23 protein-coding genes are annotated in these 23114 nt (G+C 61.8%); 11 read left to right on the top strand and 12 right to left on the bottom strand.

Features of this window, described 5'->3' with window-relative positions; translation table 11 throughout:
* Positions 1-421 precede the first annotated feature (421 nt).
* Entirely contained in the window at positions 422-3169 is a 2748-nt protein-coding gene (gene polA / locus ACK59Z_RS01805; RefSeq protein ID WP_064615130.1) for a DNA polymerase I, read from the bottom strand.
* Positions 3170-3244: 75 nt separating this feature from the next.
* Here polA and ACK59Z_RS01800 point away from each other — a divergent pair, with 75 nt between their 5' ends.
* On the top strand, positions 3245-3532 hold the full coding sequence (locus ACK59Z_RS01800) for a DUF2782 domain-containing protein (protein ID WP_003252997.1): 288 nt from the start codon (positions 3245-3247) through the stop codon (positions 3530-3532).
* A gap of 69 nt (positions 3533-3601) precedes the next feature.
* Positions 3602-4552 (top strand): homoserine kinase, encoded by a 951-nt coding sequence (locus ACK59Z_RS01795; protein WP_003252998.1) that lies wholly within the window; start codon positions 3602-3604, stop codon positions 4550-4552.
* Between the two features lie 111 nt (positions 4553-4663).
* Here the strand turns inward: ACK59Z_RS01795 and ACK59Z_RS01790 are convergent, their stop codons facing one another.
* Positions 4664-5572: a zinc ABC transporter substrate-binding protein gene (locus tag ACK59Z_RS01790; RefSeq protein WP_003253000.1), complete on the bottom strand. Its 909-nt coding sequence runs from the start codon at positions 5570-5572 to the stop codon at positions 4664-4666.
* A 66-nt stretch (positions 5573-5638) separates the two neighbouring features.
* On the opposite strand from ACK59Z_RS01790, the gene zur reads away from it, so the two are divergent.
* The 4 genes from zur (at position 5639) to ACK59Z_RS01770 (ending at position 8503) form a co-directional block, all read left to right on the top strand.
* On the top strand, positions 5639-6124 hold the full coding sequence (gene zur, locus ACK59Z_RS01785) for a zinc uptake transcriptional repressor Zur (RefSeq protein WP_004575253.1): 486 nt from the start codon (positions 5639-5641) through the stop codon (positions 6122-6124).
* Positions 6121-6894: a zinc ABC transporter ATP-binding protein ZnuC gene (znuC, locus tag ACK59Z_RS01780; protein WP_003253004.1), complete on the top strand. Its 774-nt coding sequence runs from the start codon at positions 6121-6123 to the stop codon at positions 6892-6894. The genes zur and znuC overlap by 4 nt, the downstream gene beginning before the upstream one ends.
* Positions 6887-7669, top strand: coding sequence for a zinc ABC transporter permease subunit ZnuB (znuB, locus tag ACK59Z_RS01775; protein WP_004575255.1), 783 nt, complete (start codon positions 6887-6889; stop codon positions 7667-7669). Before znuC ends, znuB begins: the two co-directional genes overlap by 8 nt.
* Positions 7670-7795: 126 nt before the next feature.
* Entirely contained in the window at positions 7796-8503 is a 708-nt protein-coding gene (locus ACK59Z_RS01770) for a PA5502 family lipoprotein (RefSeq protein ID WP_011953148.1), read from the top strand.
* Positions 8504-8563: 60 nt separating this feature from the next.
* Here the strand turns inward: ACK59Z_RS01770 and katE are convergent, their stop codons facing one another.
* Positions 8564-10699: a catalase HPII gene (gene katE, locus ACK59Z_RS01765; RefSeq protein WP_088512659.1), complete on the bottom strand. Its 2136-nt coding sequence runs from the start codon at positions 10697-10699 to the stop codon at positions 8564-8566.
* Between the two features lie 227 nt (positions 10700-10926).
* Between katE and ACK59Z_RS01760 the strand changes: the two genes are divergently transcribed.
* From ACK59Z_RS01760 to ACK59Z_RS01750, 3 genes are all read left to right on the top strand, one after another.
* Positions 10927-11934 carry a methionine ABC transporter ATP-binding protein gene (locus ACK59Z_RS01760; protein ID WP_409292156.1) on the top strand — a complete coding sequence of 336 codons (1008 nt, stop codon included), beginning with the start codon at positions 10927-10929 and terminating at the stop codon, positions 11932-11934.
* A complete protein-coding gene (locus ACK59Z_RS01755; RefSeq protein WP_003253016.1) occupies positions 11934-12605 on the top strand; it encodes a methionine ABC transporter permease in 672 nt (223 codons plus the stop codon). Before ACK59Z_RS01760 ends, ACK59Z_RS01755 begins: the two co-directional genes overlap by 1 nt.
* Positions 12606-12669: 64 nt before the next feature.
* A complete protein-coding gene (locus ACK59Z_RS01750; protein WP_003253017.1) occupies positions 12670-13440 on the top strand; it encodes a MetQ/NlpA family ABC transporter substrate-binding protein in 771 nt (256 codons plus the stop codon).
* A gap of 93 nt (positions 13441-13533) precedes the next feature.
* Here the strand turns inward: ACK59Z_RS01750 and ACK59Z_RS01745 are convergent, their stop codons facing one another.
* The 5 genes from ACK59Z_RS01745 to ACK59Z_RS01725 are packed head-to-tail and all read right to left on the bottom strand — an operon-like array spanning position 13534 to position 17417.
* Positions 13534-14166, bottom strand: a complete 633-nt coding sequence (locus ACK59Z_RS01745) for an SCO family protein (protein WP_108192121.1) — start codon at positions 14164-14166, stop codon at positions 13534-13536.
* Positions 14163-15056 carry a heme o synthase gene (gene cyoE, locus ACK59Z_RS01740; RefSeq protein ID WP_108192120.1) on the bottom strand — a complete coding sequence of 298 codons (894 nt, stop codon included), beginning with the start codon at positions 15054-15056 and terminating at the stop codon, positions 14163-14165. Before cyoE ends, ACK59Z_RS01745 begins: the two co-directional genes overlap by 4 nt.
* Entirely contained in the window at positions 15041-16120 is a 1080-nt protein-coding gene (locus tag ACK59Z_RS01735; RefSeq protein WP_108192119.1) for a heme A synthase, read from the bottom strand. The genes cyoE and ACK59Z_RS01735 overlap by 16 nt, the downstream gene beginning before the upstream one ends.
* Before the next feature lie 9 nt (positions 16121-16129).
* Positions 16130-16711, bottom strand: coding sequence for a hypothetical protein (locus ACK59Z_RS01730; protein WP_003253026.1), 582 nt, complete (start codon positions 16709-16711; stop codon positions 16130-16132).
* A complete protein-coding gene (locus ACK59Z_RS01725; protein WP_098089579.1) occupies positions 16680-17417 on the bottom strand; it encodes an SURF1 family protein in 738 nt (245 codons plus the stop codon). The genes ACK59Z_RS01730 and ACK59Z_RS01725 overlap by 32 nt, the downstream gene beginning before the upstream one ends.
* A 52-nt stretch (positions 17418-17469) precedes the next feature.
* Between ACK59Z_RS01725 and ACK59Z_RS01720 the strand changes: the two genes are divergently transcribed.
* A complete protein-coding gene (locus ACK59Z_RS01720) occupies positions 17470-17673 on the top strand; it encodes a twin transmembrane helix small protein (protein ID WP_003253030.1) in 204 nt (67 codons plus the stop codon).
* 31 nt (positions 17674-17704) lie between these two features.
* Here ACK59Z_RS01720 and ACK59Z_RS01715 read toward each other — a convergent pair whose 3' ends face one another.
* The 4 genes from ACK59Z_RS01715 to coxB are packed head-to-tail and all read right to left on the bottom strand — an operon-like array spanning position 17705 to position 21945.
* On the bottom strand, positions 17705-18592 hold the full coding sequence (locus ACK59Z_RS01715; RefSeq protein WP_003253033.1) for a cytochrome c oxidase subunit 3: 888 nt from the start codon (positions 18590-18592) through the stop codon (positions 17705-17707).
* Positions 18593-18608: 16 nt separating this feature from the next.
* Positions 18609-19175 carry a cytochrome c oxidase assembly protein gene (locus ACK59Z_RS01710; RefSeq protein ID WP_003253035.1) on the bottom strand — a complete coding sequence of 189 codons (567 nt, stop codon included), beginning with the start codon at positions 19173-19175 and terminating at the stop codon, positions 18609-18611.
* Between the two features lie 9 nt (positions 19176-19184).
* A complete protein-coding gene (gene ctaD / locus ACK59Z_RS01705; RefSeq protein WP_003253037.1) occupies positions 19185-20774 on the bottom strand; it encodes a cytochrome c oxidase subunit I in 1590 nt (529 codons plus the stop codon).
* A 43-nt stretch (positions 20775-20817) separates the two neighbouring features.
* Entirely contained in the window at positions 20818-21945 is a 1128-nt protein-coding gene (gene coxB / locus ACK59Z_RS01700; RefSeq protein WP_003253039.1) for a cytochrome c oxidase subunit II, read from the bottom strand.
* A 369-nt stretch (positions 21946-22314) separates the two neighbouring features.
* Here coxB and ACK59Z_RS01695 point away from each other — a divergent pair, with 369 nt between their 5' ends.
* A complete protein-coding gene (locus ACK59Z_RS01695) occupies positions 22315-22956 on the top strand; it encodes a hypothetical protein (RefSeq protein ID WP_003253042.1) in 642 nt (213 codons plus the stop codon).
* The last annotated feature ends 158 nt before the right edge of the window (positions 22957-23114 follow it).

The raw sequence follows: 23114 nt of genomic DNA, 5'->3' as shown, positions 1-23114 counted from the left end.
GGTGGGCGACTTTTTGGTAATTGGGGGTGGGCCTTGGAGGGCGGGGGTTTCCCCGGGAAGGCGGGGGGGAATTGAACAGGGCAGCGGGGGATAACCCCGCGCCTACGGAGGCTCACTACAAGCCATCCGGCAAATTCCGGGCAAAAAAAACCCCGGACTTCGTATGGGGAGGGGGAAGTTCGGGGTCCAAGTCCGGACCGCTAGGGCGGGGTCCAGATATCTGCCAACACTTAACACAACATAGGAGCATCGAAGGGCTTCACCAGCCATTCAGTTACTCTGAGTTCCGCTTCACCGGTTTAGTTCCGAAGCCCACAAAACTATTTGCGATAGTTTCATGAAACGTAAGCACCCACAGCACTGAGCGATGCTCGGATCCGCGTCACTACGCCGCAGATCCTACACAGTTTTACCTGCTCAATCAGTGAGCTTCGTCCCAATTCGCACCAACGCCTGCTTCAACAAGCAGCGGCACATCCAGCTGCGCGGCCTGGCTCATGTGCTGGCGAATTTCATCTTTCACCTGCTCCACCAGGTCTTCGCGTACCTCAAGCACCAGTTCGTCGTGCACCTGAAGGATCACCCGGGCATCCAGCCCGCTCTCGCTCAACCAGTTATCTACCTTGACCATGGCCCGCTTGATGATGTCGGCAGCAGTACCCTGCATCGGGGCGTTGATGGCCGTGCGCTCGGCGCCCTTGCGCAGGGCAGGGTTCTTGGCATTGATGTCTGGCAAGTACAGCCGGCGGCCAAACAGGGTTTCGACAAAGCCTTGCTCGGCCGCCTGGGCGCGGGTGCGCTCCATATAGGCCAGCACGCCCGGGTAGCGGGCAAAATAACGGTCGATGTAGTCCTGTGACTGCTTGCGGTCGACGCCTATCTGCTTGGCCAGGCCAAAGGCGCTCATGCCGTAAATCAGGCCGAAGTTGATGGCCTTGGCGCTGCGGCGCTGGTCGGTGGTCACGTCTTCCAGGGCCACACCGAACACTTCGGCTGCCGTGGCGCGGTGCACGTCCAGGTCATTGCGGAAGGCATGCAGCAAGCCTTCGTCCTTGGCCAGGTGGGCCATGATGCGCAGCTCGATCTGTGAATAGTCCGCCGCCAGAAGCTTGTAACCCGGACTGGCGACGAACGCCTGGCGAATACGCCGCCCTTCAGCGGTGCGGATCGGAATGTTCTGCAGGTTCGGGTCGCTCGACGACAACCGGCCGGTGGCCGCCACCGCCTGCTGGTAGGACGTGTGGATGCGCCCGGTGCGCGGGTTGATCTGCCCCGGTAACTTGTCGGTGTAAGTGCTCTTGAGCTTACTCAGGCTGCGGTACTGCATCAGCACCTCTGGCAGCGGGTACCCTTGTTCGGCCAGTTCGTCGAGCACTGCTTCGGCGGTGGATGGCTGGCCCTTGGCGGTCTTGCTCAGCACCGGCATGCCCAGCTTGTCGTAAAGAATCGTGCCCAGCTGCTTAGGCGAGCCGAGGTTGAACGTCTCACCGGCGAGCTCGTAGGCACGCAGCTCCAGCTCAGCCATCTTCACGCCCAGCTCACCGCTCTGTACCTTCAACAGCTCGGCATCGACCAGCGCACCCTGGCGCTCGATCCTGGCCAGCACCGGCACCAGCGGCATCTCGATATCCGTCAGCACCGGTTGCACGCTCGGCGTCTGTGCCAGGCGGGCCTGCAATGCATGGTGCAGGCGCAGCGTGATGTCGGCGTCTTCGGCGGCGTAGGGGCCGGCCTTGTCCAGGGTGATCTGGTTGAAGGTTAGCTGTTTGGCACCCTTACCGGCGATGTCCTCGAAGGCGATCGTGGTGTGGTCGAGGTACTTCTGCGCCAGGCTGTCCATGTCATGACGGGTGGCCGTGGAGTTCAGCACGTACGACTCGAGCATGGTGTCATAGGCCACGCCGCGCATCTCGATGGCGGGGGAGCCATTGGCGAGGATGTTGATGTCGTACTTGGCGTTCTGCCCGACCTTGGCCTTGGCCGGGTCCTCCAGCAAGGGCTTCAGCGCCAACAGCACGGCCTCGCGATCCAGCTGGACCGGCGCGCCTTCATAATCGTGGGCCAGCGGCACATAGGCCGCTTCGTGCGGCTCGACAGCGAAGGACAGGCCGACCAATTGCGCCTGCTGGGCGTCCAGGCCGGTAGTCTCGGTGTCGAAGGCGAACAGCGGTGCCTGGCGCAGCTTCTCCAGCCAGGCGTCGAAACGGGCCTGGTCGAGAATGGTTTCGTATTTGGGCTCGACCTTGGCCGCAGGCTCCACGGCCGGGGCAACATCATCACCGGCCTTGGCGGCATCGCGCTGCACTTCGGCGACCCAGCTCTTGAACTCCATCTCGGTGTACAACGCCAGCAACGCCTCGCGGTCAGGTTCACCGCACACCAGCGCCTCGACCTCGACATCCAGCGGCACGTCAACCTTGATGGTGGCCAGCTCGTAGGACAGGAATGCCGCGTCGCGGTGCTCCTCCAGTTTGGCCGGCAAGGTCTTGGCGCCGCGAATGGCCAGCGTTGGCACCTTGTCCAGGTTGGCGTAAAGGTCGCTGAGACCGCCGCCGATGCCGGTCAGCAGCCCCACTGCCGTTTTTTCGCCCACGCCCGGCACGCCCGGGATGTTGTCGACCTTGTCACCCATCAGGGCCAGGAAGTCGATGATGTGTTCCGGGCCGACGCCGAACTTCTCGTGCACGCCAGCCACGTCCAGCACGCTTCCGGTCATGGTGTTGACCAAGGTAATGTGCCCGTCCACCAGCTGCGCCATGTCCTTGTCACCGGTCGAGATGATCACCGGGCGACCCAGGGCGGCGCTGCTGCGCGCCAAGGTGCCGATCACGTCGTCAGCCTCGACACCCTCCACGCACAGCAGCGGGTAGCCCAGCGCCTTGACGCTGGCGTGCAGCGGTTCGATCTGTACCCGCAGGTCATCCGGCATGCTGGGGCGGTTGGCCTTGTACTCAGCGAACATGGCATCGCGGAAAGTGCCGCCCTTGGCGTCGAACACCACGGCGAACAGGCTGTCGGGATATTGCTTGCGCAGGCTCTTGAGCATGTTCAGCACACCCTTCACCGCACCGGTCGGCATGCCCTTGGACGTGGTCAGCGGTGGCAGCGCGTGGAAGGCGCGATAAAGGTAGGAGGAACCGTCCACCAGGACGAGGGGCGCTTGGCTCATGAGCAGAATCAACCTTTTCGACGGGTCCGGCGCTAGAATAGCCAGAATCATTGACGACAAAGGGACTAGGTTATCATGCGCACACTCAATCGCCTGTTACTGCTCGGCCTGTTGGCAACCACGCCTGTCGTCACCCTGGCGGCGGACGACGCCCCCTCGGCCGATCCCGAGGTGACCATTCGCACGGAAGGCGACAAAACCATCCAGGAATACCGGCAAAACGGCTTCCTGTATGCGATCAAGATCACGCCGAAAAACGGCAAGCCTTACTTCCTGGTACGCGCTGATGGCACTGATGCCAATTTCATTCGATCCGACCAGCCGGACATGCTGATTCCGTCCTGGAAGATCTTCGAGTGGTAAGCTGACGCGCACCGTTCACATCAACCCGGCACTTCCCGGCGGAAGTGCCCGTATGGGCAATTTTTCATCATGTCAGTCTTCACCCCCGTGACCCGGCCTGAGCTGGAAACCTTTCTGGCGCCGTACGAGCTGGGCCGTCTGCTCGACTTCCAGGGCATTGCCGCCGGTACCGAGAACAGCAATTTCTTCGTCAGCCTCGAACAGGGGGAGTTCGTCCTGACGCTGATCGAGCGTGGGCCCAGCGAGGACATGCCGTTCTTCATCGAGCTGCTCGATACCCTGCACGGTGCCGACATGCCGGTGCCCTATGCCATTCGTGATCGCGACGGCAACGGCCTGCGCGAGCTGTGCGGCAAGCCGGCATTGCTGCAGCCCAGGCTGTCGGGCAAACACATCAAGGCACCCAACAACCAGCACTGCGCCCAGGTCGGCGAGCTACTGGCACACATTCACCTGGCCACCCGAGAGCACATCATCGAGCGCCGCACTGACCGCGGCCTGGACTGGATGCTGGCCTCGGGTGCCGAGCTACTGCCACGCCTGACTGCGGAGCAAGCCGCATTGCTGCAGCCGGCGCTGGACGAAATCAGCGCACATAAGGCGCAGATCCTGGCCTTGCCGCGGGCCAACCTGCATGCCGACCTGTTCCGCGACAACGTGATGTTCGAAGGCACCCATTTGACCGGTGTGATCGACTTCTACAATGCCTGCTCCGGGCCGATGCTGTATGACATCGCCATCACCGTGAACGACTGGTGCCTGGATGAGCAGGGAGCGGTGGATGTGCCACGCGCCCAGGCACTGCTGGCAGCCTACGCGGCGCTGCGGCCGTTCACTGCAGCCGAAGCCGAGCTGTGGCCGGAAATGTTGAGGGTAGGCTGCGTACGTTTCTGGCTGTCGCGCCTGATTGCCGCCGAATCGTTTGCCGGGATGGATGTGATGATCCACGATCCGAGCGAGTTTGAAGTACGTCTGGCGCAGCGCCAGCAGGTGGCTTTGCACCTGCCGTTCGCGCTGTAGACCACGTCTGCTTCTTCGCGGGTGAACCCGCTCCCACAGGGATAGCGACAGCCTTGAGGCCTGCGCAGTACCTGTGGGCACGGATTCACCCGCGAAGGGGCCGGTACAGGCTTACAACTGTTCCAGGCAGCCTGCCAGGTCACCGCCCAGCTTCTCCAGCAAGCGCTCATACCCTTTGCCATCCACCGGATCGGTGCCACCCAAGGCATCCAGCTCGGCAAGGCGTACCGGCAACCCGGCAGTCAGGGTCTCGGCCAATCGCGGCCGCAGTGGCGGCTCGCTGAACACGCAGGTCTTGCCCACTTCCTGAAGACGCTTGCGCATGGCCGCCACATGTTGCGCCCCAGGCTGCACCTCGGATGCCACGCTGAACACGCCCGCGTGCTTCAAGCCATATTCAGCTTCAAAATAGTCGAAGGCTTCGTGGAAGACGAAGTACGGCTTGCCGGCAATACCGGCCACGCGCGCCTTGATACGCCCATCCAACGCATCCAGGCGTTCATCGAAGGCCTTCAGGTTGCTCTGATAGCGAGCCGCATTAGCCGGGTCGACCTGGGCCAGGTCAGCTGCCATTTTTGCCGCGATTACTCGCGCATTGACCGACGATAGCCACAAATGCGCATCCAGGCTGCCTGGGCGGTGATCGTGGTCATGATCGTCATGGTCTGCTTCCTCATGGGAATGGCTGTCCTCGCCAAAGTGGCGCAGCTTCATGCCCGGCAGCGACTGCACAGCCACTGTGGCCTTGCTGCGGCTTCCCAGCACACGCGGAAGGAAATTCTCCATGTCAGGGCCGATCCAGTAAAGCAGGTCGGCATCGCCTACCCGCCGCACGTCCGAGGGGCGCAGCGCATAGTGGTGGGGTGAAGCGCCGGGCGGCAGCAGCACGTCAGGGCTGCCAACACCCTCCTGCACGGCAGCGGCAATCTGCTGCAGTGGCTTGATACTGGTGAGCACACGCACGTCGGCCTGCGCGGATAATGCGATGAAAGCGACAAACAGAGCCAGGAATCGGGACACGGTGGATACTCGAATCTTCAGAAACAGGTAACATAATAACGTCTCTGTCCAGAACCGTCGCTGCCCATGTCCATCACACCGCTGGCCAACCGTCCTCACGACCACTCCCATTGCGTACACAGCGCACTGGCTGAAGCCGACGCCTTGTGCACCCGCCAGGGCCTGCGCCTGACAGCCCTGCGCCGCCGTGTGCTGGAGCTGGTGTGGCAGAGCCACAAGCCACTGGGCGCCTACGACATCCTCGCTGTGCTCAGTGAGCAGGACGGCCGCCGCGCCGCGCCGCCCACGGTGTACCGTGCGCTGGACTTCCTGCTGGAAAACGGCCTGGTACATCGCATCGCATCGCTCAACGCCTTCATCGGCTGCAGCCACCCCGAGCACGTGCACCAAGGCCAGTTCCTGATCTGTCGGGCCTGCCATGTGGCCATCGAGCTCGAGCAGAGCAGCATCAGCGAGGCCATCATCAACAGCGCCAAAGGCGTGAGTTTCACGGTCGAGACCCAGACCGTGGAAGTGGTCGGCCTGTGCGGTAACTGCCGGAGCGCGGCATGAGCGACGCCCTGATTCGCCTGGAGCAGGTCGGCGTCACCTTTGGCGGTGAGGCGGTGCTCGACAGCATCGACCTGTCGGTCGCCCCAGGCCAGATCGTCACCCTGATTGGCCCCAACGGGGCGGGTAAGACGACCTTGGTGCGGGCCGTACTTGGCCTGCTCAAGCCACATCGCGGCAAGGTATGGCGCAAACCCAAGCTGCGCATTGGCTACATGCCGCAGAAAATTCAGGTTGATGCCACGCTGCCGCTGTCGGTGCTGCGCTTCTTGCGCCTGGTGCCCGGCGTAGACCGCGCGGCAGCCTTGTCGGCGCTGCAGGAAGTGGGCGCCGAGCAGGTCATCGACAGCCCGATCCAGACTATTTCCGGCGGCGAAATGCAACGCGTGCTGCTGGCCCGCGCCTTGCTGCGCGAACCCCAGTTGCTGGTGCTCGACGAACCGGTACAAGGTGTGGACGTGGTCGGCCAGACCGAGCTTTACAACCTCATCACCCGCCTGCGCGACCGCCACGGCTGCGGCGTACTGATGGTATCCCATGACCTGCACCTGGTCATGAGCGCCACCGACCAGGTGGTGTGCCTGAACCGCCACGTGTGCTGCTCGGGTCACCCTGAGCAAGTCAGCGGTGATCCGGCGTTCGTCGAGCTGTTCGGCAAGACCGCACCGAGCCTGGCCATCTACCACCACCATCACGACCACAGCCACGACCTGCATGGCTCGGTGGTCGCCCCTGGCACCCATGTTCACGGAGAGCACTGCAAGCATGGCTGATTTTCTTCTCTACGCCTTGCTTGCCGGCTTGTCCCTGGCACTGGTTGCAGGCCCACTGGGCTCCTTCGTGGTATGGCGGCGCATGGCCTATTTTGGCGACACCCTGTCTCACGCCGCGCTGCTCGGTGTGGCCCTGGGCTTTGCCCTGGATGTCAGCCCGGCGCTGGCGGTAACCGTGGGCTGCCTGTTGCTGGCGATCCTGCTGGTGACATTGCAGCAACGCCAGCCGCTGGCCTCCGACACCCTCCTGGGTATCCTGGCCCCCAGCACCTTGTCGCTGGGCTTGGTGGTGCTGAGCTTCATGCACGATGTGCGCATCGACCTGATGGCTTACCTGTTCGGCGATCTGCTGGCCATTAGCACCACCGACCTGGCCTGGATCCTCGGTGGCAGTGCACTGGTCCTGCTGCTGCTCGCTGTGCTGTGGCGGCCGCTGCTGGCGGTTACCGTGCACGAAGAACTGGCCATGGTAGAAGGCCTGCCCGTGGCCGGCTTGCGCATGGCGCTGATGCTGCTGATCGCGGTGGTGATTGCGGTTGCCATGAAAATCGTTGGCGTGTTGCTGATTACCTCACTGCTGATCATTCCTGCCGCTGCGGCACAGCGTCACGCCCGCTCACCAGAGCAGATGGCCCTGGGTGCCAGCCTGCTGGGTGTTACCGCAGTGTGCGGCGGCCTGGCCATGTCCTGGTTCAAGGACACCCCCGCCGGGCCCTCGATCGTGGTCTGCGCCGCGGTGCTATTCTTGCTGAGCCTGGCTCTGCCAAAACGCTGAAAAGCAAGGCGTGTGCAGGCACGCCTTGCAACCTTCGGCCCGTAAAGGGTCTGTAAGGCCTATTTTCGAGCGTGCGCACCTGGGTGTAGACTTGCTCGCTTTTTGCGCAAATAGAGAGTCGCAGGAATGAAGCCGTTCGCCTCCCGTTATCTGCTTGTTGCCGCGTTTTCCCTGATCCTGGCTGCCTGTTCCAATGCGCCGGTCGAACAGGCCACCGCACCTGCTCAAGCAGATGCCTGGCAGCAGTTGCAACAGAACATCGCCAGCAATGAGCTGGCTACCGCCGAAGACCAGCTTGCTGCACTGCAGGCCCAGTCGCCGGATGATGCACGCCTGGAGCAATACCAGCGCCAACTGGCCGAAGCTTACCTGCAACGTAGCCAGATCGTTCTGCAGAAGGGCGATGTAAACGCGGCAGCTACCGCGCTGGCCCGTGCCCGGGCACTGATGCCGCAGGCGCCAGCGGTGACCGGCGGGGATGCCGTGACCCAGGCCCGCAAGGCCGAACTGGAAAAGGCTGAAGCTGCGCTGAAAGCCGCCGAAGCCAAGCCCAAGGCACGCATCATCGACCCGACAGCGCCCAGTACCGTGGTGGCCTTGAAGACCACTGACAGCCGCGCGCTGCGCCGCCAACTGGACGACATTGCCGCCGATGTGGTGAGTTACCAGTGCGAAGTGGTATTCCAGGTACCGCGCACCGAGGATGCACCTTGGCTGAAGACCTTGCTGGAAAAGCGCGTGCGCAAGATTGACAGTGGGTTCGAGCTGAAGCAGAAGCATCAGATCCAGCGCTCGCTGCCGGCACAGGTGGTGCTGGTCCCGCATCAGCAGTAAACGCTTCGCGGGTAAACCCGCTCCTACATCAGGAGCGGGTTTACCCGCAAAAAGGCCTTATCAGGCAGGAACAGCTTCAGCTGCCGCCTCCCGCTCCCACACTCGGTGGCCTTCAACCGCTTTGACAAAGGCATCCACTGCCTTCTGCTCATCCCCGAGCAACAGCCCCTTGTCCTCCTTGAGCCCCAACGCTTTCGCCAATTCCTTGGTCAGCACCAGCGCCTTCAGGTGCTTGTAGCCCTCCAGCACGAAGTGCTTGGCCAATCCGCTAGCCGCCAGCGCATCCGTAGAGGCCTTGCCCGCAGGCACGACAATCCCGTCGAACATGATCGAAGGCATCCCCTCCATCGACGCCGCTACCGGCAGTTGTTTGCCATCCGCCGCCTTCACCGGCGCCGAGGTCGGCCCCAGCAGCATCGGCCGGGCACTGTGCGCTTCCAGGGCCTTGACCAGTTTGTCCACGCTGGCAGCGTCCACGCCATCTGCCACCAGCACAGCAATCTTGCGCCCCTTGATACCCACCGAACCTGGGTGGTTCATCTGGCTCAACGCAGGCGATTGCGTCAGCTGGCTACCCTTCACCTTCACCGTACCCGCTTTCGGCGCAGGAAGGCCCAGGTTGGCCGCAACCGCCGCCGCCAGCTTCAGGTCGATGTTGGCGAGAATTTCATTCACTTCGCGGGCGCGGATATGTTCACGCTCCACTTTGCCCAACTCGAAGCTGTAAGCCTTGATGATGTGCTGTTGCTCGGTCGGGCTCATGCTCTGGAAGAACAGCCGAGCCTGCGAGAAGTGATCGCCGAACGACTCACTGCGCTGGCGAATCTTGTGCGCATCGATACGCTCCTGATAGCTCTCGAAGCCGCCGTCCTGCGCCGCAGGCGGGGTTTCCTTCGGCCAGCCGCCATCAATCGAGTTGGGCTCGTAGGAAGCCCGGCCCTTGTGCACGACGTGCTGGTGCAGGGCATCACGCTGGTTGTTGTGGTTCGGCGCTACCGGCCGGTTGATCGGGATCTGGTGGAAGTTCGGCCCACCCAGGCGGCTGATCTGGGTATCGGTGTACGAGAACAGCCGGCCCTGCAGCAGCGGGTCGTTGGTAAAGTCGATACCTGGCACGATATGGCCTGGGCAGAACGCCACCTGTTCGACCTCGGCAAAGAAATTGTCCGGGTTGCGGTTGAGCACCATCTTGCCCAGCGGCGTGACGGGTACCAGTTCCTCCGGGATGATCTTGGTCGGGTCCAACAGGTCGAAGTCGAATTTGTGTTCGTCAGCCTCAGGCACAATTTGCACGCCCAGTTCCCATTCCGGGTAGTCACCGGTTTCGATGGCTTCCCATAGGTCACGGCGCTGGAAGTCGGTGTCCTTGCCCGCCAGCTTCTGGGCTTCGTCCCACAGCAGGGAATGCACGCCCTGGCGTGGTTTCCAATGAAACTTTACGAAGCTGGCCACGCCCTCGGCATTGATCAGGCGGAAGGTATGCACGCCAAAGCCTTCCATCATTCGAAGGCTGCGCGGGATGGCGCGGTCAGACATGGCCCACATGACCATATGGGCCGACTCCGGCACCAGCGAGACGAAATCCCAAAAGGTGTCGTGAGCCGAACCGCCGGTCGGTATCTCGTTGTGGGGCTCTGGCTTCACCGCGTGGACAAAATCGGGGAACTTGATGGCATCCTGGATGAAAAACACCGGCATGTTGTTGCCGACCAAGTCGAAATTGCCTTCATCTGTATAGAACTTGACGGCAAAGCCCCGTACATCTCGCACCGTGTCACCAGACCCGCGTGGGCCCTGAACCGTCGAGAAGCGGACAAAAACCGGGGTGATCTTTTCCGGATCTTGCAGGAAGCCCGCCTTGGTCAGCTCAGCGTGGTTGCCGTAGCTCTGGAAGAACCCGTGTGCCCCGGTACCGCGTGCGTGCACGATGCGCTCGGGGATACGCTCATGGTCGAAGTGGGTGATTTTCTCGCGCATGATGAAGTCTTCAAGCAGCGAAGGCCCGCGATCACCCGCCTTGAGGGAGTTCTGGTTGTCAGCAATGCGCACGCCTTGGTTGGTCCGCAGCGCATGCCCGGTCGCATCGCTACGGTCGGCCTCCAGGCTCTGCAGCTTGGCATTGGTGTTGGCCCTGTCGGGGGTCTGGGTACCGGCGGCCTCGCTGTGCTTGGGCGCATCCGTTTTCTTGCTGGGCATGATCGGCTCTCCTCATCAGTCTTAAGGCGTGCCCGTTCAGGGCTTGTGCAAGTAGTGACTGGAGGGCGTTGCCGAGCGTTCAATCAGGATTACCGGTTGTCGCGATATGCCCGATGGATTGGTGCATGACGAAATAAATGCTAAGAACAGCTATGGGAAAAGGCTAAAATGCGCGACCCCAGCTAACCGCTGACCCAAATTTCAATGCGCCCCACAAGGTTCGCTACGTGATCGAGTTCCAACAGGTACATAAAACCTACCGCGTTGCCGGTAGGGAAATCCCCGCACTGAATCCGACCAGCCTGACCATCGAAGATGGCCAGGTGTTCGGCCTGATCGGCCATTCCGGCGCTGGCAAAAGCACCATGCTGCGCCTGATCAACCGCCTGGAGGAGCCCTCCGGCGGCACGATCATCGTCGACGACGAAGATGTCACCGCGTTCAACGCCAGCCAGTTGCGCGGCTTCCGCCAGCAGGTCGGGATGATTTTCCAGCACTTCAACCTGCTGGCTTCCAAGACCGTCGCCGACAACGTCGCCCTGCCACTGGCCCTGGCCGGTGAGCTGTCGCGCAGCGAAATCGACAAGCGTGTCACCGAGCTACTGGCTCGCGTTGGCCTGTCGGACCACGCCAAGAAGTACCCGGCGCAGCTGTCCGGCGGCCAGAAGCAGCGCGTCGGCATCGCCCGCGCCCTGTCCACCAACCCGAAGATTCTGCTGTGCGACGAGGCCACCAGTGCCCTCGACCCGCAAACCACGGCCTCGGTCCTGCAACTGCTGGCCGAGATCAACCGTGAATTGAAGCTGACCATCGTGCTGATTACCCACGAGATGGACGTGATCCGCCGTGTCTGCGACCGCGTGGCCGTGATGGACGCCGGTCAGATCGTCGAACAAGGCTCGGTGGCCGAGGTGTTTCTGCACCCGCAGCACCCCACCACCAAGCGCTTCGTCCAGGAAGACGAGCAGGTCGACGAAGGCGAGCAGCGCGACGACTTTGCCCACGTGCCAGGCCGCATCGTACGCCTGACCTTCCAGGGCGACGCCACCTACGCGCCGCTGCTGGGCACCGTGGCCCGCGAAACCGGTGTCGACTACAGCATCCTCGCCGGGCGTATCGACCGCATCAAGGATGTCCCCTATGGCCAGCTCACTCTCGCCCTGATCGGCGGAGACATGGAAGCGGCGTTCGCCCGCTTCAAGGCAGCTGACGTACATATGGAGGTACTGCGTTGATGGACGCCCTGAATTTCTTTGCCAACGTCGACTGGGCCGAAATCTGGCTGGCCACCGTCGATACCATGATCATGCTGTTCGGCTCGCTGTTCTTCACCGTGCTGCTGGGCCTGCCACTGGGCGTGTTGCTGTTCCTCTGCGGGCCAAAGCAGATGTTCGAACAGAAAGGCGTCTATGCGCTGCTGTCGCTGGTGGTCAACATCCTGCGCTCGCTGCCATTCATCATTTTGCTGATCGTGATGATCCCGTTCACCGTGCTGATCACCGGTACCTCGCTGGGCGTTGCAGGCGCCATCCCGCCGCTGGTAGTGGGTGCCACGCCGTTCTTTGCGCGCCTGGTTGAAACCGCCTTGCGTGAAGTGGACCGCGGCATCATCGAAGCCACCCAGTCGATGGGCGCCACCACCCGCCAGATCATCACCAGTGCGCTGCTGCCGGAAGCCCGTCCGGGCATCTTCGCGGCCATTACCGTAACCGCCATCACCCTGGTTTCTTACACCGCCATGGCCGGAGTGGTGGGTGCCGGTGGCCTTGGTGACCTGGCTATCCGCTTCGGTTACCAGCGTTTCCAGACCGATGTGATGGTAGTGACTGTGGTACTGCTGCTGATACTGGTTCAAGTACTGCAGAGCGTGGGCGACAAACTGGTCGTGCATTTTTCCCGTAAATAACCCCAATGGGGTCGGCCAGGCCGACCCGTTCGGGGGCCGTCGCGGCCCTCACAAGGAGTGATCAATGAAGAAGCTGCTTGCTGTCGCTGCCGCTGTCGCGGCCTTCTCGGCCCAGGCCGATACCCTTACCGTCGCCGCCACCCCGGTGCCGCACGCCGAGATCCTCAACTTCGTCAAACCACAACTGGCGAAAGAAGGCGTAGAGCTGAAGGTCAAGGAATTCACCGACTACATCCAGCCGAACGTGCAGGTGGCCGAAAAGCGCCTGGACGCCAACTTCTTCCAGCACCAGCCTTACCTGGATGAGTTCAACAAGGCCAAGGGTACCCAGCTGGTGAGCGTGGCAGGCGTGCACATCGAGCCACTGGGCGTGTATTCGTCCAAGATCAAGAAGCTGGACGAGCTGTCCTCCGGCGCCACCGTGGTCATCCCCAACGACGCCACCAACGGCGGCCGCGCCTTGCTGCTGCTGGACAAGGCTGGCGTGATCAAGCTCAAGGACAACAAGAACATCCTGTCGACCGTGAAGGATGTTGCCGAGAACCCGAAAAACGTGAAGTTCCGTGAGCTGGAAGCCGCCACCATCCCGCGTGTGCTGACCCAGGTAGATGCCGCCCTGATCAACACCAACTACGCGCTGGAAGCCAAGCTGAACCCGGAAAAAGACGCGCTGGCCATCGAGGGCAGCGACTCGCCTTACGTGAACATCCTGGTTGCCCGCCCGGACAACAAGGACTCGGACGACATGAAGAAACTGGCGGCTGCACTGCACTCGCCTGAGGTGAAGCAGTTCATCATCGAGAAGTACAAAGGCGCTGTGGTTCCGGCGTTCTGATCCGACCTATCACGCTCTATTCTTCGCGGGTAAACCCGCCCCTACACACATCGTTGTAGGAGCGGGTTTACCCGCGAAGCTTTTGGGGCTGACTCAATCCCGCTTGACCAGCCCCGGCAACTGCGCCCCCAGCTTCTGGTTGTTGAACGGCGCCCGAATGAACCCACGCTGTCGCCCATCCGGCCCGACAATCGCCAGGTTACCGCTGTGATCCACGGTATACCCCGGCTTGCTGGTATCCGCCGGAATGAACGGAATGCTCAAGGCATTGGCCAGCTTCTGGGTATCCTCGATCGACCCCGCCACGCCGACAAATTCCTTGTCGAAATAGCCCAGATACTGCTTCAGCTGGTTCGGCGTGTCGCGGTTAGGGTCCACGCTCACCAACACCACCTGCAGCCGGTCGACGGCATCCTTGGACAGCTCGCTCTTCACCTGGCGCAGCTGGGCCAGGGTGGTCGGGCAGATGTCCGGGCAGTAGGTGTAGCCAAAGAACAGCAGCGACCATTTGCCCTTGAGGTCATCCATCTGCACCGGCTGGCCGTCCTGATTGGTCATGGTGACATCAGCCACGGCGCGGCTCTGCGGCAGCAGGATGATGCCCGCATCAATCAGCTCGGCAGGGTTGGGCTGGTCACGACCATTAAGCACCTTGTTGACGGTCAGGCCCAGGATCAACGCGACCAGGGCAACGAGGATGAAGACGGTTTTCTGGGTTCGGGTCATAGGCTCAGCAACAGGTAGTGGTCAAGAAGCAACGCGATGAACAGCGCGAACAGGTAGCCGATAGAGTACTTGAAGGTGCCGATCGCCGCGTGCGGCCGGCTGCTACGGTACAACACCCAGGCCCAATGCAGGAAGCGCAGGCCCAAGCCCAGGGCACAGGCCAGGTACAGTGGGCCACTCATGTGGATGGCATACGGGAGCAGGCTCACCGCCAGCAGGATCAGGGTGTACAGCAGGATATGCAGTTTGGTGTAGCGCTCGCCGTGGGTCACCGGCAACATCGGGATATCGGCCTTGGCGTATTCCTCCTTGCGGTGGATGGCCAGCGCCCAGAAATGCGGCGGGGTCCAGGCGAAAATGATCAGCACAAGCAGCAAGGGTTCGGCGCTGACATGGCCGCTTACCGCCACCCAGCCGAGCAACGGCGGAGCGGCACCGGCCAGGCCACCGATGACGATGTTCTGTGGCGTGGCGCGCTTGAGAAAGCCGGTGTAGAGCACCGCATAACCGAGTAATGAGGCCAGGGTCAGCCAGGCGGTGAGGGCGTTGGTGAACACCAGCAGCAGGACCATGCCCAACAGCGCCAGGGCCAAAGCGAACAACAGCGCCGGCAGGGGCTCGACTCGGCCTTGGGCCAAAGGCCGTTTGTGGGTGCGTGCCATCAGCGCATCGATGCGCCGATCCACCACATGATTGACCACCGCTGCGCCACCCGCGCACAGGCCGATGCCCAGGTTGCCGAACAACAGCACGCTCCAGCTGACGCCCGCCCGGGTGGCCAGGAACATGCCCGCCAGCGAGGTGATCAGCATCAGCACCACCACCTTGGGCTTGGTCAGCTCAAAGTAATCGCGCCAGCGGGCCCGTTGTACGCTTAGAAGCGTCGCCACGAGTCGTTCCTCATGTGATGGGAAATGCCCACCCCGACCACCGGCCGCAGACGCCAACCATGGCCGACACCCATACGAACCTTGTCGACCACTCGAATGCGGTAGTTCACCAGCACCATGCTCAGCAGCAGCATCGCCCCGCCGGCATTGTGCGCAACAGCCACCGCCAGCGGCAGGTGGAACACCACGTTGCTGATGCCCAGGCCCACTTGCAAGGCCAGCGCCAGCAGCACCAGCCGCGCCAGGCCGGGGAGACCACAGCGGTACAGCTTCCAGCTGAGCATCAACAGCACACAGATCACCAGCAGCGCGCCCAACCTGTGGCTGATGTGGATGGCCGTGCGCGCATCACTGTCCAACTGCCCGCCAAGGTAATTGGGGCCGACGTGCTGGGTCAGGTGGAAGCCGTTGCTGAAGTCCGCCGCTGGCCACCACTGGCCATGGCAGGTCGGCAGGTCGATGCAGGCCACGGCTGCGTAGTTAGCGCTGACCCAACCGCCCAGGGCAATCTGGCCAATTACCACCAGCAGCGCCAGTGCAGCGATCCGGCGCAGGCTCAGCGGCAGTTTCGGCAAGGGCGCAAAAGCCCGGGACAGACGCAGAGACAACAGGAACAGCAAGCTCAACGTGGTAAAGCCACCCAGCAAGTGCGCCGTGACCACCTGCGGCCACAGCTTCAGGGTGACCGTCCACATTCCGAAGGCTGCTTGGGCCAACACCACACCCAGTAGCAGCATCGGCAGGCGATAAGGCTGCCCATCGCGTGCATGCCGGCGCATTGCCTGGAACGCGAGCAGGGCGATCACCACGGCCAGGCTACCGGCAAAGTAGCGGTGGACCATCTCCGCCCAGCCCTTGGCAGCTTCCACCGGGTGCTCCGGAAAGTGCAGCTCGGCATGGGCCAACTGCGCGTCAGTCTTGGGCACGCTGATAAAGCCATAGCACCCCGGCCAGTCGGGGCAACCGAGGCCGGCGTGGGTCAGGCGGGTATAGGCACCAAGCAGGACGACCAGCAGTGCCAGCAGGGTGGCGAACACAGCAAGGCGAAATCCAGGTCTGGCCATGGCAGGCTCCTAGCCGATGTTGGACAGCTTGAGCAGGTGGCGCAGGTCATCCAGCACGTGCTTGCCGTTGACCTTGCCGTCGTAGCGCAGCACCAGGTTGCCGTGCGGGTCGACGATCCACAGCTGCGGGCCGGGCTCGACAACCTTCTGCTGATAACGTTGCGCATCCAGCGGGTAGCGCTGCAACTGCGGGTACTCGCGGCCAAGCAGTGCCTGATAGTCGGCGCTCAGCGGCTGGGCGGCGGCCAGCGCATGGCTGGCGCGGCTGGCATCACGCCCCAGCCCGACCTGAATCTGCCGAGCCAGGTACACCAGGCGCTGACAGTCTTCGGTGCAGGCCTGGGGCGCGCTGACCAGCAACTGCCAGCGCTCGTCCTGGCCTGCCACGCCGAGATCGGCACGGCTTTCCCCGTTGCCAATCATGGCGCCATGGTAGCTGCGGCCTTCCGGCACCCAGAATTTGAGCTTGTACATGCTGGTGGCCAGAACCATCGGCCCAAGCACCACCAGCAGGATCAGTAACAGCTGCAAACGCCCACGGGCTCTGGGCTTGCTACGTTCAGGCACGTCCAGTGGAGTGGCGGTGGCCATGGCGTTTCTCCTTGTTTTGGTGCCAGCCGAAGTAGAGGTAGAGCAGAACCAGAGCGGTAGCCAGGGCAAACCACTGCACGGCGTAGCCCACGTGCTTTTCGGGGCTCATGGCCACAACCGGCCAGTCCAGGCGATAGCTCGCAGGGCCCGGCTCCAGTCGCAATTCCTGGGCGAAGCCTTCGCGATCAAGCTGTTGCCATAGCAGCGCAGCATCGATAGCGGTCAACAGATGCGGCCATTGCCCACCGATGGGGTCCGGGTGCAGCTGGAAGGTGCTACCGGGCGCGACATACACAGAGGCATCCAGCGCCAAGGCCTGGGCAGGGGTTTCGAAGTGCACCGGCACCCGGCGGTCTAGCCATGGCAGCCAGCCACGATTGATCAGCAACCACAGGCCGCTGGCTTGGTCGTGGAAGGGCTGCAGCAGCTCGACACCGGCTTTGCCGTCGCGCATGCGGTTGTCCAGCAGCACGCTGTGCTCGGCGTCGAAGCGGCCATACAGGTGCACACGGCGGAAGGCGTTGTCTTCTTTCGAGAGGAGCTGGGCGGTGGCGATCGGCGCTTCAACCCGCCGTTCCGCATAGGTGGCCAGCAGCACGCGCTTTTCCTCGGCGCGGCCGAGTTGCCAGCAACCAAGCGCAATCAACCCTGGCAGCAGTGCAAGCACCACAAGCGTCGGTACCCAGCCTGGGCGAAACGGCCTCACGGGCGCCTCGCTATACTTATCCACATCACCGCATCCCCCCCGGAGTAACGCCATGCTCAAGGCCGCGATTGTCCTGATGCTGTTGGCCACGATTGCCAGTCTGTTCAGTGGCCTGGTGTTTCTGGTCAAGGATGATGAAAACTCGACCCGCCTGCTCAAGGCCCTGACCGTACGGGTCACCCTGGCAGCCTTGACCATAGGCCTGGTCGCCTGGGGCTTGATCAGCGGTCAACTGGTCTCCCACGCCCCTTTCTGAAGCGCTCACCCACCCCTACAGGGTTTCGTATTCACAACACATAGACAAAGATGAACAACCCCACCCACACCACATCGACGAAGTGCCAGTACCAACTGGCTGCCTCGAAGCCGAAGTGTTTTTCTGGGTTGAAATGCCCACGCAGAATACGCACGAACATCACAATCAGAATGATCGTGCCCAATGTCACGTGGGCACCGTGAAACCCGGTAAGCATGAAGAACGTCGCACCGTAGATCCCTGAGCCCAGTGTCAGCCCCAGCTTGGTATAGGCCTCGTGGTACTCGAAGGCCTGCAGCGCGATAAAGCTGATGCCCAGGACAATGGTCAGCGCCATCCAGAATTTCAGCGGCCCGCGGTGGTCACGGCGCAAGGCGTGGTGGGCAATGGTGATTGTCACACTGGAACTGACCAGCAGGATGGTGTTGATCAGCGGCAGATGCCACGGGTCGATCACTTCCTTGGGCGGCGGGAACAGCTTGGGGTCGGGGGTGTGCAGTAGCGGCCAGGTGAATTCGAACGTTGGCCACAGCATGTGCGCAACACCTTTGGCCCCTTCGCCTCCCAGCCACGGCCCCGCCAGTACGCGGACATAGAACAGCGCGCCGAAGAACGCCAGGAAGAACATCACTTCAGAGAAGATGAACCAGCTCATGCCCCAGCGGAACGAGCGATCCAGCTGCGGGCTGTACAACCCGGCGCGGCTCTCCTTGACCACTGACCCAAACCAGCCGAACAGCATGTAGGCCAGAAACAACGCACCCACGAAGAAGATCAGCGGCCCGTGCGAATCCGGGTGGCCCGCCTTCATGTCGTTGAACCAGGTGCCCAAGCCGAATACCGTGATGAACATGCCGATGGTGGCGATGATCGGCCATTTGCTCTGCGCAGGAACGTAGTAGTGCTCATGACTTGCCATTGCTGTTCTCCTTCCCTTAACGGGCGCCCTGGACGTCCTGCGCCGCAACGTGCGCGACCGGCGGGTGGCGAGCGGTGATGTCGAACAAGGTGTAGGCCAGTGTCAGGTGCTTCACGCTGGCCGGCAGGTCGCGGTCGACGATGAAGCGCACCGGCATCTCGATGCGTTCGCCGGGCTGCAGCACCTGCTGGGTAAAGCAGAAGCACTCGGTCTTGTGGAAGTAGGCCGCGGCCTCGGCCGGGGTAATGCTGGGTATTGCCTGCGCACTCATCGGCCGGTCGGTCGGGTTGTGGGCAATGAAGATCATCTGGTTCACCGCCCCCGGGTTGACCTCCAGCTGGTCGGCAGTGGAGTAGAAGTCCCAGACCATGTCGCTGGCATTGGTCGACATGAACTGCACCCGCACAGCACGCGTCGGGTCACTGACCTGGCTACCTTCGTATTGGCCGCCGGTCTTGCCGTTGATACCGAACGCTTTGCACATGACGTCGTAGATCGGCACCAGCGCGAAGCCGAAGGCGAACATCACCACCGTCAGCATCAACAGGCGCGTTACCAGGCGTTTCACCGACAGGCCGTTCATGGCGGGTTCCTATTTCACTTCCGGGGGTGTCTGGAAGGTGTGGTAGGGCGCAGGCGAGGGTATCGACCACTCAAGGCCCTCGGCGCCATCCCAGGGTTTGGCCGGTGCCGGCGCGCCACCGCGGATGCACTTGATGACAATGAACAGGAAGAAGATCTGCGTGGCGCCGAACATGAACGCGCCGATCGACGACACCATGTTGAAATCGGCGAACTGCAGGTTGTAGTCGGGGATGCGCCGTGGCATGCCGGCCAAGCCTACGAAGTGCATGGGGAAGAAGGCCATGTTCATGCCGATGAACGACAGCCAGAAGTGCAGTTTGCCGAGGGTTTCGTCGTACATGTGGCCGGTCCATTTCGGCAGCCAGTAGTAGGCCGAGGCAAAGATGCCGAAAATTGCACCAGGCACCAGTACGTAATGGAAATGCGCCACTACGAAGTAAGTGTCGTGGTACTGGAAGTCCGCCGGTGCAATCGCCAGCATCAGCCCGGAGAAGCCACCAATGGTGAACAGGATGACAAAGGCGATGGCGAACAGCATCGGCGTTTCGAAGGTGAGCGAGCCTTCCCACATGGTGCTGACCCAGTTGAACACCTTCACCCCGGTGGGCACGGCAATCAGCATGGTGGCGTACATGAAGAACAACTCGCCGACCACCGGGATGCCGACCACGAACATATGGTGCGCCCAGACGATGAATGACAGGAAGGCAATGGCGCCGGTGGCATACACCATCGAGGTATAACCGAACAGCGGCTTGCGCGAGAACGCCGGGATGATCGAGCTGACCGCACCGAAGGCGGGCAGGATCATGATGTAAACCTCAGGGTGACCGAAGAACCAGAACACATGCTGGAACAGCACCGGGTCACCGCCACCTGCGGCACTGAAAAAGCTGGTACCGAAGTGGATATCCATCAGCATCATGGTTACCACGCCGGCCAGTACTGGCATCACCGCAATCAGCAGGAACGCGGTAATCAGCCAGGTCCAGACGAACAGCGGCATTTTCATCAGCGTCATGCCGGGGGCACGCAGGTTGAGGATGGTGGCAATCACGTTGATCGCCCCCATGATCGAGCTGATACCCATCAGGTGGATGGCGAAGATGAAGAAGGTGACACTGGCTGGCGCATAGGTGGTGGAAAGCGGTGCGTAGAACGTCCAGCCAAAGTTCGGCCCTCCGCCCGGGCTGAACAGCGTCGAGACCAGCAGCAGGAAGGCCGCCGGCAGCAGCCAGAAGCTGAAGTTGTTCATCCGTGGCAGGGCCATGTCAGGCGCGCCGATCATCAGCGGAATCATCCAGTTGGCCAGGCCGACGAAGGCCGGCATCACCGCGCCAAACACCATGATCAGGCCATGCATGGTGGTCATCTGGTTGAAGAACGCCGGCTCCACGATCTGCAAACCCGGCTGGAACAGCTCAGCGCGGATCACCATGGCAAACGAGCCACCGAGCAGGAACATGATGAAACTGAACCACAGGTACATCGTGCCGATGTCTTTATGGTTGGTGGTCAGCACCCAGCGCATCAGGCCCTTGGCCGGGCCGTGCGCATGGTCATGGCCGTGGGCGTGGTCGTCGATCACTGCACTCATGTCCTGTCTCCTGCAATTCATGGATTGCCGCGAGTAACCCGGTTCACTTGGCTTCTGCCTGCTTCAGCGCCAGCACGTCCTTCGGCGTCACCATGTCGCCTTTGTTGTTGCCCCAGGCATTGCGCTCGTAGGTGACCACAGCAGCGATATCGACTTCCGACAGCTGCTTGCCGAAAGCGGCCATGGCCGTGCCGGGCTTGCCATGGAAGACAATGCTCAGGTGGCCTTCCTTCGGCCCGGTGGCAATCTTCGAGCCTTTGAGCGCCGGGAACATTGGCGGCAGGCCCTGGCCTTCGGCCTGGTGACAGGCCACGCAGGTGGTGTGGTAGACCTTGTCGCCTCGCGCCACCAGCTCTTCCAGGGTCCATTCCTTGCTGGTCAGCTCCTTGAGCTTGGCGGCTTCAGCCTTGCGCTCGCCAAGCCAGGTGTCGTAATCGGCCTTGGACTTGACCTCGACCACCACCGGCATGAAACCGTGGTCTTTGCCGCACAGCTCGGTGCACTGGCCGCGGTAGATGCCTGGCTTTTCGATCCGGGTCCAGGCTTCGTTGACAAAGCCTGGGATGGCGTCGCGCTTGACCGCGAAGGCTGGCACCCACCAGGAGTGGATCACGTCGGCAGCAGTGACCAGAAAGCGCACTTTCGCGCCCACCGGCAGCACCAGCGGCTGGTCGACTTCCAGCAGGTAATGCTCATCCTTGGGCGCCTTGTTGTGGATCTGGTCGGTGGGGGTGGCCAGGTTGCTGAAGAACTCCACGTCCTGGCCCAGGTACTTGTAGTGCCATTTCCACTGGTACCCCGTGACCTGGATGTCGATGTCCGAATCGCTGGCATCGTAGATGTCGATCAGCGTCTTGGTGGCCGGGATGGCCATGGCCACCAGGATCAGGAAGGGAACTACCGTCCAGAGGATTTCCACCCAGGTGTGCTCGTGGAAATGCGCAGCCTGCTGGCCGGTGGAGCGGCGGTGGATGACCATTGACCAGAACATCGCGCCAAACACCACGATGCCAATGATCACGCAGATCCAGAAGATGGTCATGTGCAGGTCGAAGACGGCGTTGGAGACTTCCGTCGCCCCTGGGTGCATGTTCACGGTCCAGGCGGCGTTTGCCTGGCCAAAAACCGACCACAACAGGAGGCCCATCCAGACATGTGGATGTCGCATCATTGCGGGTTCCCCTTCTAATTCTTGTTGTCCCGGAGGCGTGGCCTGCGGCAAGAGGGAACGGCGGTCAAGACTGCATGGCTTCGACGACCGAGCCCCTGCTAAAAGCAGTCGGGCCTCATCAACGAATCACGTTCACCGGGAGTATAGACAGCGACCAATGGCACGCAATGAAGCCTGTGAAATGAACTTCACGAAATAGCCAGATAGCCTGAAAACCGCGCGCTTGAGAGGTCATGGCTAAATAATGGCATCTGGTTATGCCAGACATAGCACACGTTTGCGCGGTTTATAACAAATACGTCTTAGGTATTCTGTATACCGAGCTAATTTAGTGTCTTCCGTTTGAAACGTAATGTCCCTGGAGTTGTCATGAACATCGCTGCTGTACGCGAGCAGGTAAGCCAAGCCCATCAACATGAAGGCCAGACCGGCCAATTGAAACAGCGTCTCGAGCTGCAACTGCCCCATCTGCACCCCTCGATCCAACTGCCTGAGCAGGACGCCCAGGGTACTTTGGCGCGCTTCGTCAGCGCCTACATCGATCAGGTTCCGGAACTGCTGGAGGCCGCCCACGAGGTCGCCCGCGAAGCCGGGATCGAATCGCAGATCAAACCTGTACTGAAAATTGCCGAAGCCTACTTCCTGCAGCCGCCCAGCGTGATGCAAGGGCATGTAGGCCTGGACTGCCTGCTGGATGAAGCCTACCTGGCGCACCGCCTGGTGGAAGAGGTGAATGACTTGTACATTCGCCACTTCCAGCAGCCGTTGATTCCGGTCGACACCACGGTCGCCAACCTGATTGCCCACCAGTTGATTGGCGAAAGCTTTGCCAACCAGCTGGATGAAGTGGTGCACCACTCGGTCGACGAAATGCTCAATGACGAGAGCTTTGCGGTTGAATCGGTGGAGGCTTATCGAGAGAAGCTGAGCAGCCCGGCAACTGGCGAGGCGTGGAAGCGCTGGCCGTGCCTGTCGCGCCAACTGGGTGTCGAGCTGGGTCAGCCGGCCTGATAGACCTGTAACGGCCTAGGTGCATCGGTGGTTCGGCGCAGGCCGTCGTAGGAGCGGGTTCACCCGCGAAAGGGCCGGCCCTGCTGGCCTATCTCCACCCGCCGATCACCGTTTCCGCCGCTACCGTATTCGCGGGTAAATCCGCCCCTACACATGCA

The organism is Pseudomonas sp. KCJK9058 (assembly GCF_046230975.1).
Lineage (GTDB): Bacteria > Pseudomonadota > Gammaproteobacteria > Pseudomonadales > Pseudomonadaceae > Aquipseudomonas > Aquipseudomonas alloputida.
The sequence above is the reverse complement of the archived record's forward strand: the minus strand, read 5'-3'. Positions and strand labels throughout refer to the sequence as shown.

Bases quoted from the DNA above. Each gene is read 5' to 3' on its own strand.
- ACK59Z_RS01795 (WP_003252998.1), top strand. From the start codon at position 3,602: ATGTCAGTCTTCACCCCCGTGACCCGGCCTGAGCTGGAAACCTTTCTG.
- ACK59Z_RS01710 (WP_003253035.1), bottom strand. From the start codon at position 19,175: ATGAACGGCCTGTCGGTGAAACGCCTGGTAACGCGCCTGTTGATGCTG.
- znuB (WP_004575255.1), top strand. From the start codon at position 6,887: ATGGCTGATTTTCTTCTCTACGCCTTGCTTGCCGGCTTGTCCCTGGCA.
- ACK59Z_RS01750 (WP_003253017.1), top strand. From the start codon at position 12,670: ATGAAGAAGCTGCTTGCTGTCGCTGCCGCTGTCGCGGCCTTCTCGGCC.
- ACK59Z_RS01735 (WP_108192119.1), bottom strand. From the start codon at position 16,120: ATGGCCAGACCTGGATTTCGCCTTGCTGTGTTCGCCACCCTGCTGGCA.
- ACK59Z_RS01745 (WP_108192121.1), bottom strand. From the start codon at position 14,166: ATGACCCGAACCCAGAAAACCGTCTTCATCCTCGTTGCCCTGGTCGCG.
- zur (WP_004575253.1), top strand. From the start codon at position 5,639: ATGTCCATCACACCGCTGGCCAACCGTCCTCACGACCACTCCCATTGC.
- katE (WP_088512659.1), bottom strand. From the start codon at position 10,699: ATGCCCAGCAAGAAAACGGATGCGCCCAAGCACAGCGAGGCCGCCGGT.
- ACK59Z_RS01715 (WP_003253033.1), bottom strand. From the start codon at position 18,592: ATGGCAAGTCATGAGCACTACTACGTTCCTGCGCAGAGCAAATGGCCG.
- ACK59Z_RS01755 (WP_003253016.1), top strand. From the start codon at position 11,934: ATGGACGCCCTGAATTTCTTTGCCAACGTCGACTGGGCCGAAATCTGG.
- ctaD (WP_003253037.1), bottom strand. From the start codon at position 20,774: ATGAGTGCAGTGATCGACGACCACGCCCACGGCCATGACCATGCGCAC.
- ACK59Z_RS01720 (WP_003253030.1), top strand. From the start codon at position 17,470: ATGCTCAAGGCCGCGATTGTCCTGATGCTGTTGGCCACGATTGCCAGT.
- ACK59Z_RS01730 (WP_003253026.1), bottom strand. From the start codon at position 16,711: ATGGCCACCGCCACTCCACTGGACGTGCCTGAACGTAGCAAGCCCAGA.
- polA (WP_064615130.1), bottom strand. From the start codon at position 3,169: ATGAGCCAAGCGCCCCTCGTCCTGGTGGACGGTTCCTCCTACCTTTAT.
- ACK59Z_RS01800 (WP_003252997.1), top strand. From the start codon at position 3,245: ATGCGCACACTCAATCGCCTGTTACTGCTCGGCCTGTTGGCAACCACG.
- ACK59Z_RS01695 (WP_003253042.1), top strand. From the start codon at position 22,315: ATGAACATCGCTGCTGTACGCGAGCAGGTAAGCCAAGCCCATCAACAT.
- ACK59Z_RS01770 (WP_011953148.1), top strand. From the start codon at position 7,796: ATGAAGCCGTTCGCCTCCCGTTATCTGCTTGTTGCCGCGTTTTCCCTG.
- znuC (WP_003253004.1), top strand. From the start codon at position 6,121: ATGAGCGACGCCCTGATTCGCCTGGAGCAGGTCGGCGTCACCTTTGGC.
- coxB (WP_003253039.1), bottom strand. From the start codon at position 21,945: ATGATGCGACATCCACATGTCTGGATGGGCCTCCTGTTGTGGTCGGTT.